We start from the raw sequence: 19,134 nt of genomic DNA, 5'->3' as shown, positions 1-19,134 counted from the left end.
TCTCAAGGAGAGGAAATTCTAAGGCACAATGTCACCCATAGAATGTCTTACGCACCAGACTCTGTCGGGGTCCTGGGAGTCAACTGCAAGTAAAGCCCCGGCACAACCAACAGAGCAATCAACGTCGCCGACATTAATCCAAAAATGATCGCCATACACAACGGGAACCATTTCGCATCACTCAGCGCCAGCGGAATCAAACCAATCACAGTTGTGATCGACGTTGTCACAATGGGGCGTAATCGATCGCTAGCCCCCAGAGCAGCCGCATGGCGTACATCCCAGCCTTCTCTGCGGCGCTCATTCATGGTGTCCACCATGACAATTGCATTATTTACCACAATGCCTGTGAGAGAAATAATACCAATGGCCGTTGGGAACGAAAACGGTAGATTCAGCACAACATAGCCAAAGATTGTCCCAATCAAGGCAAAGGGAATGGTAAGGATAATAATCACTGGCTGGGTGTAGGAACCAAACTGGAGCACCAGCACCGCAAACACCAGAAAGATGGCCACCACTAACATCTGCCCTGCCGAACCAAAGGTTTCACTACTGGTATCGGCGTCACCACCAAACTTATAGGTGTAGCCCCGAGGCCAGCGGTCAGGATTCTTGGGATCGGTGGAATCGTACTGCATGGCCTCCAGATAGGGTACAAGTTCAGCCAAGATCTGACTGTCATAGTAGCCCTGGCCAGGAATCACTTTAGCCAACACCGTGACGCTGCGCTGGGTATCGCGATGGGTGATGGAAAGGGGAACAGCCCCCTGGACCGGTTCCAATAAAGCATTGGCGGGCAACGCCTCACCTTCAGGGGTGATAAACCGCATGGTGGCAAATTCATCTAGCCGAGCCGGTCCACCCACTTCGCCATTTTGAGAGGGCCATCGAGTACTCAAACGAATTTCCAGATCTTCTTCGCCACTGCCCACAGAAAAATCACCCACCTCATTGTCAATCATCAGATAGCGCCCCTGGATCCCCAAATCTTCTTGACTAATGCCATAGAAATCTAAGGCCTCTCGTTTAGGCACAAACTTGTAATCTTCCCGTAAGTTACCAAGGTCATCCCGCACATCCATCGTGCCAGGAATCTCTCGCAATGCCTGCTGCACCTGACCAGAAATCTCCCGCAGGGTTTGCAGATCTTTACCATAGAGTTCTACTTGGATAGGGTCTTCACCGCCTCCAGTGCGCTCATATTGCACCGCTAAGATGGCTCCTGGATAATCTCGTAGGATGGTGTTGTTGATCTCTCGCCTGAGATCGCGAGCATACTCAAAGGAGTCACGGTCTCGCTGAGGCCGCTCGACGAACATTGTCGATAAACCAACAAAGTAGTCGGCATTGGTGGGTTTGATTTCACTAGACGCAACTAGATTACTGCGCTGACCCACCAGTTTCACCACACTTTCAAAGACTTTTTCTCCGTTAGGGTCACTATAGTTACGAACAAATTCACCCATGCGATCAGCCACCTCTTGGGAGCGGGCCAGCGTGGTAGCTGGGGGTAACTCCACATTAATGCTGAGCTTACGGGCCTCCGCATCTGGAAATAGGGCAGATGGTAGCCCCGTGAACAACACCATAGCCAGCACAAACAAAGCAATTGTGCTAGCTGTCCATAGACGGGCCACCCGCCGATTGGGCACCGTGACCTTTAAGCTCCATTGGGTAAACTTTTTAGAGACTGCTTCAGTCAGGCGGTCCACAAAGGTTTTAGCATCGCCCTTACCCTGCACATTATCTAGCAAGAATTTAGAGAGGGGCACAACAACTAGTAAAGCAATTACATAGCTCAGCACCAAACAGGTAATGGCACTAATGGGAATCAGGCGCACAAACTTACCCATGGTACCTGCGATCGCCATCAACGGAGCCATGGCTAAAATGGTCGTCAGCTGGCCTGAAAACGCAGGAGCCGCATAGGTCTTCACGGTTTTAATCGCCGCTTGGGAAAAGGTTAGCCCCTCAATATATAGACCATTGTGCATGCCCTCCAGCATCAGGATAAACACATCCACCAGCAGCCCCAACGCCAGGATCATGCCAATCATCACCATGGTGTTGAGGGTATACCCCATCATCCACAGAAAGAAAATCGCCCCTGCAAACGTCAGGGGAATGGCTAATCCAGCAATCAGCGCCTCGCGCCAGGTGAGGGCCACAAAGAGAATGGCAAAGACACAGAGTGACGCCTGAAAAACGTTGCTACCGAGGTCGTTAAGTTCAGTTTGAATTTTGTCCGCATCGCTATTGAGAACGCGATAGTCCATGCCATGGGGCCATAGCTCAGGGTCTTCACGGGCAGATTCCATGGCCGCTAGGGCACCATTAACCACTTGGGTCGTATCACTACCGGCCACTTTTACCACATCCAGCACGATAGTGGGTGAAAATTCAGCCCCTTGCCAGCTCACATCGGCTCGATTGGTCTCTCGCTCTAGACCCTGATAAACGTCAGCCACCTCAGCTAAGCGCACCACACGATTATCATTCAGCCGAGCAACCGGCAGACTGCTCAAATCCTCCAACGTGCGAAAGCGACCATATAGCCTGACTTGAGCCCCAATTTTGTCATCCCGTACTAAGTCCCAGGAGGTGTCAATATTGCTCCCTTCAATGGCACTGCCCACCTGGGTGGCAGAAATCCCTAAAGTTGTTAAACGACTGGGTAGCATCTGCACATGGATAACATCTTCACGTCGCCCTGACAGATCGACCTCGCGCACATTTTTAACCGACTCCAGCCGTTCTTGTAAGTCTTCAGCAACCTGGCTGAGAATGGTAATATCCAGATTCTCTCCGGTTAAGGCTAGAGAGAGAACGGGTGCATCTTGCTGTGAAAGCTGTTCAAATTCTGGCTTTTCTCGCCCAGTAGCCTCTAACGGCAGTTCAGGCTCAGAATCATCCAGCTTACCGCGTAGTTGCTGAATCGACTCAGCCACAGGGGATTCGGCCTTAAAGGCAACATTAATAATCGAGAAGGAATTAAAGGTGGCACTGGTGAAATCATCCAACCCCTGGAGACTTTTAATCTCTTCTTCAATTTTATCGGTAACCTGATTTTCGATAGTTTCTGCATCGGTACCCGGCCAAACTGTGGTGATCAGCGCACGGGCAATCTTAATATCAGGGTCTCCCTCCTTTACCATGGAGAAATACCCCATCAAACCGCCCATCATCAACATAAAGCAGAGCAGAATGGCAAAAATCTGGCGGGTAAAAAAGAACGTCATCCAGGCAGGGACTGATGGCTGCTCACCTCTATGATCGGATGCAACACTGGTCACGCTATCTGATGGGATGTTCGACAACTCTTGAGGATTCACTGTATGTCCTCCTGATTAATAATTTCAACCGGGGTGCCATTCACCAAACGGTTTTGGCCGTCAGTCACCACCAGTTCGCCAGGCTCCACACCAGACAACACTTCTGTCCCAGCTAGGCCCTCCACACCTACGGTGACCCGTCGTCTCTGCACAGTGCCGTCCTCGCTAACAACAAATGCAAAAAAGTCTTGTCCCCGAGCAAGCACAGACCCTAAGGGCAGAACGGTTGCATCTGAATTGGCCTCTGTTTCAATCCAAACGTAGGCCCGAGCACCCACTTTGAGATTACGCACCTGCTGGAAATCTCGAATAACAATCTTAGTACCGCGACTGCCTGGCGTCTGGGATGGGCTAATGGCAAAGACACGCCCTTCACTGCCCCGTTGTTTAGCAATTGTCAACAAGTCTTGCTGACTGACTCCACTGGCTTGGGCAGCACTCACATCTTCTTCTAAAACTACATAGGCTCGCTGACCAGAGCGCACAGCATTGGCATCATCAGCCTGAAGTTCTAGTTCCACTTCGTAAGTAGATGGATCGACAACAACAATGGGAGCCGTTTCAATTAACTCTTGAGCACCACTCACATTGAGGTATTGAGAGTTCCAATACTCTCCTTCTTGAATATTGATATAGGCAATCACACCATCAATGGGAGAAACTAGCTGAGTATCTTCGAGATCCACTGCAGTTTGATTACGGCGAGCCTGGGCGGATTGAATAGAGGACTCGGCCACACGCACATTATCTTCAGCAGATGCAATCGTTTGCTGAGCAATTTTGAAGGCAGCCTGGGCCTGATCCACACGATTTCGATACACATCCCGTGAGCTGGCCGATACTGCCCCTTGTGCAAATAACGATTGATAACGCTGGTATTCAGTTTGGGCCAACGCTAAGTCAGATTCAGCCTTAGCCAGCTCGGCTTGAGCTTGCAAGACCGAAGCTTGTGACTGATCGCGCTGGTTAATGGCTACCTGAATATCAGCCTCCGATGTCACCATACTGGACGTCTGTCGGCGGTCATCTATCGTGGCTAACAGCTGACCACGGGAAACAAAGTCCCCTTCCTTAAGGGCAATGCCATTATTTTTTGCCACATAGGTAATGTCGCCGTTGGCATAGAAGTTCAAGACCCTGAGCTGAACCGGCAGAGAAATACCTTCATCAAAGACCCAAGCTTGGGCAAGACCTTGTTGGGCACGGGTGACTCGCACCGGCAACCGAGCTGGGCTGGTTTCAACCGTTTCAATGGACGATGGTTGTTGCCACCCTTGATACACTTTCCAACCTGTAAAGCCAGCTAACACCAACATGGCCAAAGTAATCACTGGCCACAGGGGCTTTTTTAGTGTCCATGCAGAAGGTTTAGCAGGTGGAACGTTTTCATCCTGCAGCTGTTCTACGTCAGGCGGCTGAACTTCTTGAACGCGTTCCAGACTCTGAGAAGACGATGGAGATTGAGACTTAGGGTTTTCATCATTCATGGAACTGGTGTGATGTCAACGATAAGCTACAGATGATGGGGCGTCATCTGTTTGGCTAGTTCCACAATAGTTAGATGGGCGTCTCCAAAGCGTCTCAGGCCGTCTATAGAACGTCTAATCCTTGTTATTCAGGCATTTCAGAATAAGATAATATGCGTCTAGACTTTCATATAAAGCAAGCCCCCCGCACTGCCATCAAAAGACGGCGTACGGGGGGCTTTTGCGAGCTAGCTAAAGCTCATGGCGATGTCATTATCAAATGCCGATTACGAAGCAATTAAAGGTGCGCTAAGTGCAATAGGAACTTCTTCACCAGAGGCCAAGTCAAGCGGGAAGTTGTGAGCGTTACGCTCGTGCATCACTTCTATACCCAAGTTGGCGCGGGTCAAGACGTCTGCCCAAGAACTAATCACGTGTCCCTGAGAGTCAAGGATGGACTGGTTGAAGTTGAAACCGTTGAGGTTGAACGCCATCGTAGAGATACCCAGAGCGGTAAACCAAATACCGATCACAGGCCATGCACCCAAGAAGAAGTGCAAGGAACGACTGTTGTTGAAAGAAGCATACTGGAAGATCAAACGACCGAAGTAACCGTGGGCGGCAACGATATTGTAAGTCTCTTCCTCTTGACCAAACTTGTATCCATAGTTCTGGGACTCAGTCTCAGTGGTCTCACGAACCAAGGAGGACGTTACCAGAGAACCGTGCATTGCGGAGAACAAAGACCCCCCGAAGACACCCGCCACACCCAACATATGGAAGGGGTGCATCAAGATGTTGTGCTCTGCCTGGAACACCAACATGAAGTTGAACGTACCGGAGATACCCAAAGGCATTGCGTCAGAGAATGAACCTTGGCCAATTGCATAGATTAAAAAGATTGCAGTTGCGGCGGCGACAGGCGCAGAGTAGGCAACACAGATCCAAGGACGCATCCCTAGTCGGTAGGAGAGTTCCCACTCGCGACCCATGTAAGAATATACACCGATAAGAAAGTGGAAGATAATCAGTTGGTAAGGGCCGCCATTGTAAAGCCATTCATCAAGAGAGGCAGCTTCCCAAATAGGGTAAAAGTGGAGGCCAATCGCGTTGGAAGACGGAACAACACTCGCAGAGATCATGTTGTTGCCATACAACAATGAACCAGCAACCGGCTCGCGGATGCCGTCCATATCTACAGGGGGAGCCGCAATGAAGGCAAGGATGAAACAAGCAGTAGCAGTGAGCAGCGTCGGAATCATCAACACGCCGAACCAACCTACGTAGAGGCGATTTTCGGTGCTAGTAACCCACTGACAAAACCGTTCCCAAAGCGACACACTCTGGCGCTTTTGCAAAGTAGTAGTCATTATTAATCTTGGGTAATTAAGTAAAAAGACAGCCAAAACAACAAAATCCCAGGAAACTAAAAACTTCTAAAAGAAAGCTTTGCATTCCTTTGCAAGAAGTTGTTGTTTTTCGACTGACATAATCACTATAACCTATGCAACAGAATTCAACAATCCTCTTCGAAGTATTTTTGAATAAATTCTGTCGAAAGAGGAAAGTTCGCAAACACTCCCACCCCCTTACAACAATCAATAAACACAAGTTGTCGACCATAAAAGACAAAACCACTAGCTTCGTGACAGAGCTAGCGACAGGTGACGCCAGAATTCGACCCAAAACACCTGAAATTTTAGAACAAAACAACAAAGAGACTAAATCCAGGATGGATTTAGTCCAGAAATGTCCCCAATGAGCGATCGCATTGGCTAAAATTTGTTCAACAATAAGTCCAGCAAAGCACTCGTACGCTCAGCCAAATACTTTTCAGCACTGCCAACACCTCGGTAATTGCAATGCTTACAAATTCACTAAAAGAGAACAGCGTCATGACGCCCACTGCCAGATCAAGCAACAAACCCAATGAGACTTTCATGGGCAAAAACACGGTTGTCATCGCGGTGACCAGTCCCAGTGTTACGGTTGTTTGTCCAACGACAGTAGTATGGCCGTCAAAAAAATATGAGCTGAGGATGAAAGAAATCGAATACTCTCAGCGCCAGCTAACCATCGACGACTAGTTGCAAAAAGCCTACGGCCCAAACCATCTCCAGCACGGCAGTTTATTCAACCAATTCATAGCTCATTTTATCCACGCTCGATGATTGCGATTCCACAGGAATCTCTGAGGTACGTCGCGAGAATCCCCAGATAAACAATACCGCAATTAAACTGATCATCGCCCACTCAGGCGGCACCCATTCAGGATTGACCACCCGCAGCAGCAACCGCATTCCCACTAAGGCAACCGCCCAATAGCCTGCATCTTCCAGATAAACAAACTCCTGCAGCCACTGAATGAACAACCCAGCGAGAAAACGCAGCAAAACAACCCCAATCGTGCCGCCTAGCATAATCAACCAGAGTTCTTGAGAGATGGCGAGCGCAGTCGTCACACTATCTAAGGAAAAGGCCAGATCGGTTAACACCATCAGTGGAATAATTTGCCAATGGGAGCTCGCTTGAACCAACTGACTGCTGTCTGGTGGTTTCGTTGTAAAATAGCGCCCAGCTAACCACAGCAGGTAAAGGGCCCCGGCCAGTTCAAATTGCCAGAACTGTAGCACCCAGGCAGTACCCACAACCAACAACATTCGGAAGACATAGGCCAGCCCCAATCCAATATTCAAGGCGCGTCGTTCAAGCTCTGGTTGCTGGAGTGTTTGGGCCAGTCCGGCTAGAGCGATCGCATTGTCGGCAGTGAGCACCGCTTCCATGGCAACTAGAACAATTAACTGAAGCAGCGTTTCGATGCCGATGTTAAAGGGAGAATTGAAAACTTGGTCGAGCATAAGTTCGAGTTATCTCGCGATAGAGCGTAGGCAATAAACGATGGAGAAATTAGATGGGGGCCTTAGTTCGCCATAGGGTATGGCCTGCACTTTGCCATGCCGCAAGTCCACCTTTCAAAACGCAAATGTTGAGATAGCCACGGTTAATCAACTGCCGGGCTGCCATACTACTTCGCTGGCCGTTGAGGCAGGTGATTAGAATCGGCTGGTCTTTGGGAATGTCTCTAATTGAGATATCTAAATTTAATCTTTTCGCATCTGGAATCATGTGGGTTGCGAATTTTGGGTTTTGCACATCAATGACAAGCTGCTTTTCTAGCTCACGCTTTGCTTCACCGGGTGCCAGCTGCAGAATAGGCTTAATTCGTTTCTTTTTACGAAATCGAGCAGTCATGAAATTTTCCTCTTGTGGTCGCTTAATGACAGATACGGCAATCAAAAAACAGATAAGACAGTGGTTCGTCAAGCCTAAAAATTGGCATGCACGAGCTTTTGAAGCTTTACACTTCAAAGTTTCAGACGCTATTGTTTTTAAGTTTGACGCTGCGCTAGGGCGGAAAAATCAGCTCAACAACAGCGCAACCAGAAATAAGCACCTGAAAATCGTATGGTGAGGTCATGACCAGAAAAGAGTGCTGAGGCATGATGGCGTTCAAATATCTTGTTGCAATTTAATTTTCGGAATAGTTACTGCGATCGCGAAGAGAAAACTGCCAAGACAATACAGAAAGTAAGATGATCACCTGTATAAACCAGGGAGCTAAAACAATGCTCAAGAGAAGGCTGAGCAATGCCAAGATAGCTGCAAAAACTCCAATCATTTCTTCTTTGGCAGTGTTGGCGATATAGGTAGCTATACCAAAGACGGACATCGAGATAATCAATGACATGACGGACTAATAGAGAGTTGTTGAAGGGTATTAAAACGCCTGCCTGATCGATTCAGATGCGGATTCCATAATCACGATCATCGAAGGGCTGAATTCGGCATAGGGCTGCCTAGCACCAAGGAATTTGAAACCTGAACGAATACCGTCCACTTCAGCTTGAAGTGGACGTGCCCATGGCTATAGATACTAACTAGAGACAAGAATCTCTAGCTAAGGCTAGGAGAAAAGTCCACATCCCTGCAAATAAGGGACATGGATATAGATACTCACTAGAGATTAAAACCTCTAGTTAAGGTCAGGAAAAAAATTCACATCCCTGCAGATAAGGGACAGCAAAGGCTACTTTAGCGTAGTGACAGCAGCTTTTTTTGCTTGATCGTTCTTTCCCAGTGTCGAGAGACAATGCGTACTGGGTTTGAAGAGACTATTGAAGTAGCATTATCATGTCGATGAATATCGGCAGCCATGATTTTGATAACCCCATCATTGTGATTCCAGATGAGCGATTGTGGTAAGAACGCTCCTTTTAAGCACCGTTGTTTTCGTAAAACGGCAACAACGACCACGAATTTTTATTCTATCGTTTATCCTAGCAATCTGCAAGAAGATGTTCATCTCCGCAGCTGTCGTCGCGCTGTTGCCCGTATCCCAGACCCATCAATGATTCCTATTGAGACATCTACTTGCCAGATTTGTCAGCGTCCCCTTCGACTCCGCTCAGGGGACGCTGACCGGGAAAGGTAGTGGACCAGGGGATAGATGGGCCTGTCGGCGCTAGGCCATGCACCTTGAGATTTTGAGTGCCTAAGGCGGCTGCGATCGCTAATCCGGCAGGCCCTGAACCAATCACTAATACATCCTGCATCATGTATTTTCTCCGTCTGACTGTAGTTTATGCTCTGGCTCCTGTAACAATGACTGACTCAGGAAAATCAATGGAAAACCAACCACCAATGTCACGGTCCAACCGAGAGGATGTAGCCATGCTCCCCCAATCGCTAACAGTAAAATTGTGGGTTCAGCATAGCTGCCCTGTCGAATTTCTCGAATTATTTTATCGGACAAGTTGGGAGCGACTAGCCGTCGGTTGTACGTAGCGTAGATCCAGGTAACCGTGCTAAAGATACCTACACCTCCAGCTGCAAGACTGTAAAAAACTTGAACAGCAAAAACATCGTCATAAAACGTCAGCAGGTCATTGGCATAGGGCAAGAAAACAACAAACAGCAAGGATAACAGAACCAGCGACATATGAATCGGATCTGTTTTCTGATAATACTTAAACTGATGGAGATGGGACGTCCAGTAAAATGCGATCACCAAGAACGTTAGGACATAGGCCCCAAATGATGGCAGCTGGGCCTGTAAAAATGCGGTAATTTCTTGCGATGTCATGCCGCTGACAGGGGGCGGATCAAATGTAAGTGCCATCAAGGTCATGGCTACAGCAAAAATGAGATCGCTCAAGCGAGTCAAACGTTGAAGTTCCATCGATAGAGGCTGTTTAGGAAGCGTAGAATGGTGTTGATTGGGAGTTAAAAGGGGATACGGCAGGATCGATTATCGGTGTTCTGGATCGATGTGAGTTTCTGGTGGTCGGGGATGAATTTAAGGCCAGATAAAATCAGGTGTTCTAACCTTGGACAAGGGTATTAATTTACAGGCCATTGGGAGCCAACAGAACTTTACCCTTGCGTTCTCCGGCCATGGTGTAGGTGATGGCCTCTGTAATCTCATCTAGCAAGAAATGTTTTTCAACTGGTGCATGTAGTATGCCTGCAGCTACAGCCATGGTCAATTCACCATAAACTCTGGTTTGTTCTTTTTTACTGGTTTTCAGTAACCAGGGCAATAACCAGAATCCTCGCACGCGCACATCACGGAAAAGAATTGGGGCAACCTCGACCGAGGCTGGTTGATTGGACATACCACCGTAGAGAACGATGGTTCCAGCTTCCTTAAGTGTTTCTGCCAGTCGACCAAACGTGTCGCCCGCCACAGCGTCCAGGGCTAACGTCATCTCGGTACCCGTTGCTTTACGCACCTGTTTGGCCAGATCTACTCCATCGACTAAAACGATATCTGCGCCCGCTTGCTTCAGGGCTGCCACCGCACTCTCGCGGCGCACAACACATACGAGATTAACCCCTCGCGCCTTGGCTAACTGCAAAATATAGCTACCCACCGCTGAATTGGCAGCAGATAGTATCACCCAGTCCCCTGGTTTGAGTTCCACAAACTCGGTCAGCAACAAATATGCGGTGGCTGGGTTCACCCGGAGCATAGACAGCTGATCTAGATCGGCCTCTGGTAAAGGCACAAGCTGATCAATGGCACCGACCATCTCTGTAGTCCAGGTACCCACCGAAGGCAACAGTACCAGCTGCCCTTCATCAACGCCGTTGCCATTGACTTCAACCACTCTGCCTAGACCTTCAAGACCGGCGACTGCTGGGAGATCGGGCTTCACCCCATACTGCCCTGCGATTTGAGCGACATCGGATGGATTTATAGGAGCTCTGAGTACCTTAATCCGTGCCTGCCCTGCGGTCAGCATAGAGGCATCACTTTTTTTTACTTCCAGCACGTCTGCAGGATTGCCAAAGTTGCGATATAGAACCTGCTTCATGGTGATTTATCCAAATAAAATTAGATGGTATTTTGCTTTTGAGGAGACTATTATGATGATTGCGATCGCAGCGAATGCAGGCTAGGAATATCCCAAGCCTCCTTGAGGCGTTGATCAACTATTCTCCAAACCACAACAGCATCGGTCTCAAAAGAGCTACCGTCGAGGGTCATACTCGGGCAGGCATGGGCCACGACAAACTCGTCACCCACAGCATAGGCTTGGTGAATCCGGACACTAAAGGTGTTGTTAGTCAGCTCACCTAATTTTCTAAAAAATCCTTGCAAGCCTTCAAAACGTTGATAGTCACCGTGAAGCTGTGGCAGCTGAGCATTGATGTAGTGCCAGACAAAATCATCGGCAAACAACTCTTTTATTTCGTCTAATCTATCCGGCACCAGGGCCGGTATTTTTCCAACTAGAGAGAGGTTAGCCTGTGCTTTACTCATGGTTATTTTGTCCTATTACCATGGTTTTACCTTAATTAAGTCGGCGTCTCTAGACCGTCTCCAGAGCGTCTAACCCTTGTGCTGTCATCGTTTTAGCAGCAAGCAGCTGCTAGGTTATTGATTCAAAGTCGTGGTGTCATGCTCCACTAACTCAGTCGCATCGGATTGCAAATATGACACAGCTGACATAATTAACCCCGGTGCCAGGGATGGATGGGGGTATAAATCGGCCACGATAAAGGTTAAGAGAAATGCGATCGCAAGCCGTTCAAAAGCAAGATGATAGGGGCGTAATACTTGCAACATTTTTCGAGGCCTCCCTAATGTGTGGTTGTGGAGTTAAACTGTGGCGGTTGAAAACGTTCTATGTGTTTCAACTACCCCAAAGGTAACCAAACAGGCGTCTCTAACTCGTCTCTAATGCGTCTCCGTCCCCACAACCAAGCCCATAGGGATCGCCGTGACACACATATCTAAGCCCATGGCCTACTATTGGAAATAGAACAGTGCAGGCACATTAGAATCTCCTAGGGGAGTCAATACATCATGAAAGTCTTAATCGTTACCCTGGGCTCTCGCGGTGATGTACAACCCTACGTTGCGCTGGGCCAAGGATTAAAGGCCGCTGGGCACGACGTCACTGTTTGCACCAGTGCTCTGTTTCAAGCCTTTATTACTGAACAGGGACTTAATTACGGCCATATGAATAATCAGCTGATGCAGCTGATGGACTCAGATGCAGGTCGAGATGCGATGGAAAATACCAACAATCTGTGGGGGACTATTCGCACCAACATCAAACTGTTTTCCCAGGTGAAGTCAATGTACCGCCAGACCCTACAGGATGTCTGGCAAACCACCCAATCGGTTGCACCGGATCTGTTGATTTTGGCATCTAAAGCCGCATTTATGGCTGAAGCCATTGCCGACAAACAGAAAATTCCCTTAGTGATTGCCCTACCGTTTCCCCAGTTTGTGCCTACGGCTCAATCCCCTGCCATGGGTTTCCCAGATTGGCCCCTGGGCCGCTGGTATAACCGCCTCACCTATTGGATTGTGCACACAGCCATTGGTTTGTATGGAGGAATTCCCAATGAATTTCGCCGCAAGGTGTTGCAGCTACCGCCCAAACCTAAAGGTATGGACCTGTTGCACCGGGCGGATGGCAGTCCGATTCCCGTGCTCCATGGCTATAGCCAATATGTTGTTCCCCGACCAACCGACTGGCCAGATTCTGTCCATGTTAATGGCTATTGGTTCTTGGATCAACACGATAGCTGGCAGCCACCAGATGACTTAAAAGCATTTCTGGAGGCGGGGGCACCACCCATCTATATTGGCTTTGGCAGTATCTCTGGCAGTCAGCCCCAGCGACTGGCTAAAGTTGTTATTGACGCATTACAGACCACCCATCAACGGGGTATTCTGGCCACGGGCTGGGGTGGCCTGCAAACGGGCGACTTACCTAAAACAGTTTTTCAGCTAGATCAAGCCCCCCACGACTGGTTGTTTCCAAAAGTGTCAGCTGTCATCCACCATGGTGGTGCGGGTACAACTGCCGCAGGGTTGCGAGCCGGACGTCCCACACTGATTTGTCCTTTCTTTGGCGATCAGCCATTTTGGGGCAAACAGATTTACACCCTAGGGGTGGGGCCAAAGCCAATCCCGCAAAAACAGCTAACGACAAGCAAGCTGGCTAAGGCCATGCATGATCTGGTTTCTAATCAAACCATGCGACACAATGCTGAGACATTAGGTGAGAAAATTCGGACTGAGGAGGGTGTGGGAAATGCGATCGCAATCCTAGAAACCCTATTCTCTTCTCAGCCCTTAGGCCGTTATTAGATTAAGGCGTTGCCGATCCTCGACCAGGCTCTAATCTGAAAAATACTGCTGTCAGGTAATCCTGCCAGATCGATTCATCCTCTAAATCCTACGGTGTACACACATCTCGACAGGGAGCTCTTAATCCTGCATTACCCCCCTTAATCCCCCCTTACCAAGGGGGAGTTAGAGGGGGTGAAGCAACCGCAGACGCTAGTTTTCAGGACTTATGTACACAGTAGCCTCTAAATCAGCAACGGCTTACTTCTCAACTGCTCCCAGTGCCTTCAAAGACTCTTTTTGAGCAGCGGTTAACCCTTGCACATCGGTAATATTCATATTCTCGTAAGGTCTGGGCACCATCAGCGTCTTCAAACATTCACCCGTAGCAACAGTCCAAAGTCGAATCGTTTGATCCGAACTGCCACTGGCCAGTATTTGACCATCGGCGGTAAAGGATAGTGAATTGACACGTCCATGATGTAAATCTAGAATCCGTAACAATTTGCCTGTGTTAGCATCCCAAAGCTTAACCGTCTGATCGTCGCCACCCGTGGCGATGGTGCTGCCATCCGGGCTAAAATCAGCCGCCCAAACAGTTGACTGGTGCCCTTGCAGAGTTTTTAGCAGCTTACCCGTCTTAGGATTCCACAGTTGTACTGTGCCATCATCACCGCCGATCACTAACAGTTGACCATCACAATGGAACCCTAACGTCCAGGTGGCAGTTTTTTGACTTTGCAAAACAGTGAGCAATTCTCCCGTTGCCGTATCCCACAGTTTAATGGCACCATCCATACCCGTACTGGCAAAGTATTGACCATCCGGGCTAAAGCGAGCTGCAAATACCCAACCGTCATGGGCCTCAATGGTTTTAATCACCTGCCCAGAGGGCACATCCCATAGGCGCACTGTTTGGTCGAATCCACTACTCAACAGCAGTTGACCATCGGCGCTAAATTCTACGAAATATACGGCAAAATCATGCCCATGCAGCATCTTCAAAAGCCGACCTGTTGCCACATCCCATAGACTAATAGTGTTCTCAACACCACTACCGGCTACCATCTTGCCATCAGGACTGACCGCCACCCCTAAGACGGCGTCACTCTGCCCTTCCAATGTGCTGATCAGCTCACCCGTCTCTACATGCCAAAGTCTCACCTTGTGATCGCTACTGCCACTCACTAAGAGAGGTTTATGAGGATGAAAACGCACTGAGTTCACCCAACTGGAGAAGCCCTGCAATGCCTTGAAAAGCCGTTTCTGGGGTATTTCCCATAGTCTAATGGTGTGATCATTGCTGCCAACGGCCAACTGTTGACCATCGGGGCTAAATGCCAGGGCCCATACGAGGCTAGTATAAACAGTTGCAATGCGCAGTAGCTGGCCGGTTTTCGGGTTCCATAACTTGGTTGTAGCATCAGCACTACCGCTAGCAAGATAATGACCACAGGGGCTAAACGCCACGGATGAGATCCAATATTTGTGTGCTTGGAATGTTAGTTCAATTTGTCGGGTTTGCCAATTCCAGATGCGAATACCACCATCATTTTCACCAATAGCCAAATACTGCCCATCTGGACTAAAACTGACACATTTAGGCTCAGTTTCACAATGCCAGACAGTGATCACGTCTCCCGTTTGGGTGTCCCAAATACACAGGGTTTTATCAACGCTAACACTGGCAATTTGTTGGCCGTCTGGGCTAAAGACAGCTGCATTAATCTGTTGAGTATGTCCGGTTAATCGATGTCGAGGTTTGTAGGTGTTTAAATCCCACAGGATCAAATGAGTGTCAAGGCTACCGCTCACTAGCAAATTATCGGTGGGGCTAGTATTTATGGTCCAGACAATACCTGTATGCTCTTTTAGCACCTGAATCAATTGGCCTGTAGCGACATCCCAAATATTGATTTCTCCAGCCTTGCCTTCAGTCGCTAAGTGTTTACCATTATGGATAAAATCCACAGCAATCACCCAGCTGGTTGACGCTTCTTTTATGATCAAGATCGGTCTCTGATCAACCGTTCGCCAGACAACAACTCGCCCATCTCCTTCACCGGTGGCCAGAAGTGAGCCATCAGGACTATAGGCAACACTGGCAACAGGATCTAAGGGTTGATTAAATGCCGCTTCTTTAAATACAGTATGGGAAAAGTCAACCTGTTGCAGAGGCACATGCTGTAGATAGGCATGATAAATTGTTAGTCTTGATAAATCCAACTCCGTAAAGTCTATAGCCAGGGCCCACGCAAGATTAATCAGATTGCCAGCGCTATAGCCAGTGGCTTGCTTCTGAAGTGATTGTAGTATTTTGAGATGGTCCAGAATAGCCGGTTCTGGATGCGATAACGATTGCCTCAACTGCTCAGCAACAACCTGTAAGATCAGCCTTTCTTGGCTCTCTCGTACAAAATCTTTGACAGTCGTTTTAATTAAGGCATAGGTGACTGTTGCCAGAGATTTTAGGGGCTGGCTGCTAAAACACTCAGGATCAATTAATTCCTCACCGATCTGTTCAATCAGCCGATCGATGACATACTCCATAATCACCGGCTGCTGGGTATAGGTATTACCCCGTCGTTCAATTAGAGAACGCCAACAGAGCGATTCGATGGCTTCAATTAATTTGGTCTTATGGCAGGACGGATAAATATCCGCCTTGAGTTCAGTAATTGTGGTCCAATCGCGATTAATCGCCAGCCAGGTCATGACCGTTTGTTCCAGGGGAGAGAGACGGTCAAACTGAACATCTAACAATTTTCGTGCACCATTAAAGAGCAAGGTGTCTTCTTCTAGAAATAGGGAGATATCGCCATCAAACACATCGCGGATAGAACTGCTGATGATCTGCAGCGATAGGGGACTGTGGCCGTAGCGATCGCAAAGCCGTTTTTTATCATCTTGGCTACCCACCAGTTGCTTCGCTTCAATCAGAGCCAGTGCCGCCTCCGGCGAACCTTCTAACTGCAACACCTGCACCGCAGGATTTGCCTCTGACATCGTGGCCACCTCAGCCGGTTTTTCTCGGCTGGTTAGCAACAGACAGCTTTGATGGTTAGTCTGACCGGCAACTGACACCAGCTCACTATAGTTCTCATAGCCCTCACGATATTGACCAGCCCGTTCTCCCCCCTTAAACAGGGTTTCCACATTGTCCAAAATCAGTAAACATCGCGCTTGCCGTAGCCAATGCACCCATCGAGTGAGGGAACAGGTCGCTTCTTGCTGGTTAGATATAAACGGCACTAAATCTTCTAGCAACGTATTGAGCGGCGGTGCATTACGCAGCGAACGCCAGATGATGAAGTCAAATTTTGTCTGCAGCTCATGAATCACCTTGGCCGCCAGGGACGTTTTGCCAATGCCACCCATCCCCACCACAGTCACCAGGCGACACTGGTCTTGGTCAATCCATTGACATAGCTGGCCTGACTCCTCTGAGCGGCCATAGAAAAAACTAATATCTGGAGCTTCTCCCCAGTCGATTTGTGGTTTTGTTTTGGGAGCACCGATGGCCACAGACTCAGTAGTCAATTGACCCGACCATGGCTCAGCCTGTCTAGAGGCTGGTGTTGGTGTTTCATCTAAAAGCAGCTGTTCATAAAACTGGCGTGTTTCTAGACTGGGGTCAATGCCCATTTCATCCCGCAGCAGCGTCATGCACTGGTGGTACACCTGTAGGGCATTGGCTCGTTCTCCCTGCTGGGCATGGCACTGCATCAAGGTTAGATAGCCCGACTCATTCAGGGGTTCTAGCTGGAGTAAGCGTTGGGTAGTTGCGATCGCATCCCGATACTCTCCCAATTCAGCTAACCCCGAACTCAAGTCAGCCAACCCATTGATCAAAAGCTGATGCAAACGATGGCGCTCCGGTTCAATCCAATCGTCATAGCAGGTGGGGAGTAGTTCACCTTGATACAGCTCAATAGCTTGCTTGAGACTCTCGGCCTTGGCTGGAGTCGTCACCGCCTCAGCCGCCTGGGCAATTTGGGTTTCAAATGCCGCCACATCCGACCAGAATGAATATTGAGGTCGCCATTGAATCGTTTGGGGTGTGACCGCCAATAGCTGATCCGCATCTGGCAAAATCTGTCTCAGCCGATGCAGTTCTCGCCTCAGACTCGTTTTTGCTTTGCTATCGGTGGTATCTGGCCAAAATACACTGGCCAGCTGCGCCCTCGGCTGGGGTGTTTGCGCATTTAGCACCAAATAGGCGATCAACGACTGATATCTGTCTGTCTGTAATCCTTCGACCGGTTGGTGCTCAAACGTTAATCGAAAATGACCTAGCAGATGGATACATAGTCGTTTGGAAGATTGCATTACTCTATGCTCGACCGTTCACAAACATCAAGAGGGAAAAGCACAACACTATCAGATAATTTGTTGGGCATTGCTGATCCGAACTGAGTTCTACAGGTTAGCCCTCATCAATAGACACCCTCCCTGGTGTGGAATCAGAGGATGGGGCTGGAGTTCGATGGGCCTGACGCTCTCAAATCCATGGCGCTGATATAACCGCTGGGCTCCGATATTATCTGCCAATACGATCAGGCTTAAACTGTTATAGCCTTCTGTCTGGGCTTTGGATTTTGTGAGCTCAATCAGCCGGGAGCCGATCCCTTTGTGCTGATAGTCTTTTAAAACACAGAGGGCATCAAGAAAGAAACTGCCGTCCACTCGGGCCGAGAAAAAATCTTGAAAGTGCTCCAGCCGGTCTGTTGGGAAAAAGTCACGCATTTCCGGGGTAATTTGATGATAGGTGGCCGGAAATGAGAGGGCCATGCCAATGACGTGGTGATTCAATTCGGCCACAATGGCACTGCGATAAGAGTGAGGATACACATCCTGTTCCAGGCTAGATGCGACAAACTGCAATGCGGAAACCCCTGGCACCAAATCGTGGAAAAGAAACTCGACGGCTCCATCCGAGGCGATATACTCTAGTTCAGCCAGAATCTTGCTATCTGCCTTTTGGCCTTCTCGGTATAGAACTTCCATGGGGGCCACCGCTCAGAGGGTGCTTTAAAGGTAGCATTCAGGGCTCGATCAGTAGTCATCCGTGATCTGCTGTAGGGGACCAGCCGTCGCTCCTGGCCACAGCCCCCCTCAATAATCCTTAATAGAAGGAGCCGAGGCCAGGGTTAAAGCGCCTGCCTGCATACGTTTAACATCCATCACTGACCAGGTCTTGGGACCTTGACAGTGATGGGCCACGAGCAAACCCCATAGCCCCTGGTTAGTCAAAATGGGCACTACCAAATTGGCTCGCACATGCAAGTGTCGCAAAAAGTCACGGTGACAAGGCTCAATGGGGGCTGTTTCAATATCCTCAATGGCTCTGATGCGACCAGCCAAATAAAGCTCAGCATACTCATCGTTAAAACATTGGTCTGGCCCGGTCGAACCGTAAATAGAGAATTCCCCGGCACTTAGGGCTTCAAAGGTGACCTGGCCTTCCCATTGATTGTAAAAATAATAGATAACGACTCGATTAACCTGTAGAAAGGTGCGCAGGTCCTCAGTCGTCTTTTGCACTAGCTGATCACGCTGTATGGTCTGTCCCAGACGCTGCAGGATAGACCCGATTGCGCCGACTTCGGTATCGACCCGTTGAGCATGAATATTTGGATCAAACTGGGTCGTCATGGTAAAAAAGCAGCATTTCTCAGCATTA

The 19,134-nt window shown here is 48.9% G+C and carries 16 protein-coding genes and 1 pseudogene; 3 read left to right on the top strand and 14 right to left on the bottom strand.

The features are described 5' to 3' along the window. Nucleotides 1-47 precede the first annotated feature (47 nt). The 3 genes from SPB21_RS13880 to psbA form a co-directional block, all read right to left on the bottom strand. Nucleotides 48-3,242 (bottom strand): efflux RND transporter permease subunit, encoded by a 3,195-nt coding sequence (locus tag SPB21_RS13880; RefSeq protein WP_499868707.1) that lies wholly within the window; start codon nucleotides 3,240-3,242, stop codon nucleotides 48-50. Between the two features lie 89 nt (nucleotides 3,243-3,331). Next, nucleotides 3,332-4,822 (bottom strand): efflux RND transporter periplasmic adaptor subunit, encoded by a 1,491-nt coding sequence (locus tag SPB21_RS13875; RefSeq protein ID WP_499866898.1) that lies wholly within the window; start codon nucleotides 4,820-4,822, stop codon nucleotides 3,332-3,334. Between the two features lie 266 nt (nucleotides 4,823-5,088). Further along, entirely contained in the window at nucleotides 5,089-6,171 is a 1,083-nt protein-coding gene (psbA, locus tag SPB21_RS13870; protein WP_163703258.1) for a photosystem II q(b) protein, read from the bottom strand. 492 nt (nucleotides 6,172-6,663) lie between these two features. Between psbA and SPB21_RS13865 the strand changes: the two genes are divergently transcribed. Further along, complete coding sequence (locus SPB21_RS13865; protein ID WP_499866896.1) at nucleotides 6,664-6,888, top strand: hypothetical protein; 225 nt, start codon at nucleotides 6,664-6,666, stop codon at nucleotides 6,886-6,888. Between the two features lie 42 nt (nucleotides 6,889-6,930). On the opposite strand, the gene SPB21_RS13860 is transcribed toward SPB21_RS13865, so the two are convergent. After that, nucleotides 6,931-7,659, bottom strand: a complete 729-nt coding sequence (locus tag SPB21_RS13860) for a TerC family protein (RefSeq protein ID WP_163659811.1) — start codon at nucleotides 7,657-7,659, stop codon at nucleotides 6,931-6,933. A gap of 49 nt (nucleotides 7,660-7,708) precedes the next feature. Then, complete coding sequence (locus SPB21_RS13855) at nucleotides 7,709-8,053, bottom strand: rhodanese-like domain-containing protein (protein WP_163659809.1); 345 nt, start codon at nucleotides 8,051-8,053, stop codon at nucleotides 7,709-7,711. Between SPB21_RS13855 and SPB21_RS13850 the strand changes: the two genes are divergently transcribed. Further along, the gene (locus tag SPB21_RS13850) at nucleotides 8,052-8,273 is read left to right on the top strand and encodes a hypothetical protein (RefSeq protein WP_499866894.1); all 222 of its coding nucleotides are present in this window, start codon (nucleotides 8,052-8,054) and stop codon (nucleotides 8,271-8,273) included. The two genes, SPB21_RS13855 and SPB21_RS13850, sit on opposite strands and share 2 nt — an antisense overlap. A gap of 57 nt (nucleotides 8,274-8,330) precedes the next feature. On the opposite strand, the gene SPB21_RS13845 is transcribed toward SPB21_RS13850, so the two are convergent. The 6 genes and pseudogenes from SPB21_RS13845 to SPB21_RS13820 all read right to left on the bottom strand — a co-directional run bounded on the left by SPB21_RS13845 (nucleotide 8,331) and on the right by SPB21_RS13820 (nucleotide 11,933). Next, entirely contained in the window at nucleotides 8,331-8,549 is a 219-nt protein-coding gene (locus SPB21_RS13845; RefSeq protein ID WP_499866892.1) for a hypothetical protein, read from the bottom strand. 736 nt (nucleotides 8,550-9,285) lie between these two features. After that, a pseudogene (locus SPB21_RS13840) lies at nucleotides 9,286-9,414 on the bottom strand (lycopene cyclase family protein); the annotation flags it as partial. Then, on the bottom strand, nucleotides 9,414-10,040 hold the full coding sequence (locus SPB21_RS13835) for a TMEM175 family protein (RefSeq protein ID WP_163659803.1): 627 nt from the start codon (nucleotides 10,038-10,040) through the stop codon (nucleotides 9,414-9,416). The pseudogene SPB21_RS13840 and the gene SPB21_RS13835, both read right to left, overlap by 1 nt. Nucleotides 10,041-10,206: 166 nt before the next feature. Continuing rightward, nucleotides 10,207-11,178: a zinc-dependent alcohol dehydrogenase family protein gene (locus SPB21_RS13830; RefSeq protein WP_499866890.1), complete on the bottom strand. Its 972-nt coding sequence runs from the start codon at nucleotides 11,176-11,178 to the stop codon at nucleotides 10,207-10,209. Between the two features lie 50 nt (nucleotides 11,179-11,228). Continuing rightward, nucleotides 11,229-11,627 (bottom strand): nuclear transport factor 2 family protein, encoded by a 399-nt coding sequence (locus SPB21_RS13825; RefSeq protein ID WP_499866889.1) that lies wholly within the window; start codon nucleotides 11,625-11,627, stop codon nucleotides 11,229-11,231. A 114-nt stretch (nucleotides 11,628-11,741) separates the two neighbouring features. Beyond that, nucleotides 11,742-11,933, bottom strand: coding sequence for a hypothetical protein (locus tag SPB21_RS13820; protein ID WP_163659047.1), 192 nt, complete (start codon nucleotides 11,931-11,933; stop codon nucleotides 11,742-11,744). Between the two features lie 240 nt (nucleotides 11,934-12,173). Here SPB21_RS13820 and SPB21_RS13815 point away from each other — a divergent pair, with 240 nt between their 5' ends. Further along, on the top strand, nucleotides 12,174-13,472 hold the full coding sequence (locus SPB21_RS13815; protein ID WP_499866887.1) for a glycosyltransferase: 1,299 nt from the start codon (nucleotides 12,174-12,176) through the stop codon (nucleotides 13,470-13,472). A 240-nt stretch (nucleotides 13,473-13,712) separates the two neighbouring features. Here SPB21_RS13815 and SPB21_RS13810 read toward each other — a convergent pair whose 3' ends face one another. From SPB21_RS13810 to SPB21_RS13800, 3 genes are all read right to left on the bottom strand, one after another. Beyond that, the gene (locus SPB21_RS13810) at nucleotides 13,713-17,780 is read right to left on the bottom strand and encodes a WD40 domain-containing protein (protein ID WP_499866885.1); all 4,068 of its coding nucleotides are present in this window, start codon (nucleotides 17,778-17,780) and stop codon (nucleotides 13,713-13,715) included. A 90-nt stretch (nucleotides 17,781-17,870) separates the two neighbouring features. Continuing rightward, entirely contained in the window at nucleotides 17,871-18,458 is a 588-nt protein-coding gene (locus tag SPB21_RS13805; RefSeq protein WP_499866884.1) for a GNAT family N-acetyltransferase, read from the bottom strand. A gap of 108 nt (nucleotides 18,459-18,566) precedes the next feature. Beyond that, on the bottom strand, nucleotides 18,567-19,106 hold the full coding sequence (locus SPB21_RS13800; protein WP_499866882.1) for a GAF domain-containing protein: 540 nt from the start codon (nucleotides 19,104-19,106) through the stop codon (nucleotides 18,567-18,569). Nucleotides 19,107-19,134: the final 28 nt, after the last annotated feature.

The organism is Leptothoe sp. ISB3NOV94-8A (assembly GCF_043421595.1).
GTDB lineage: Bacteria > Cyanobacteriota > Cyanobacteriia > Phormidesmidales > Phormidesmidaceae > Leptothoe > Leptothoe turfae.
Note: the sequence above shows the minus strand (reverse complement) of the source record. Positions and strands in the feature narration are given on the sequence as shown.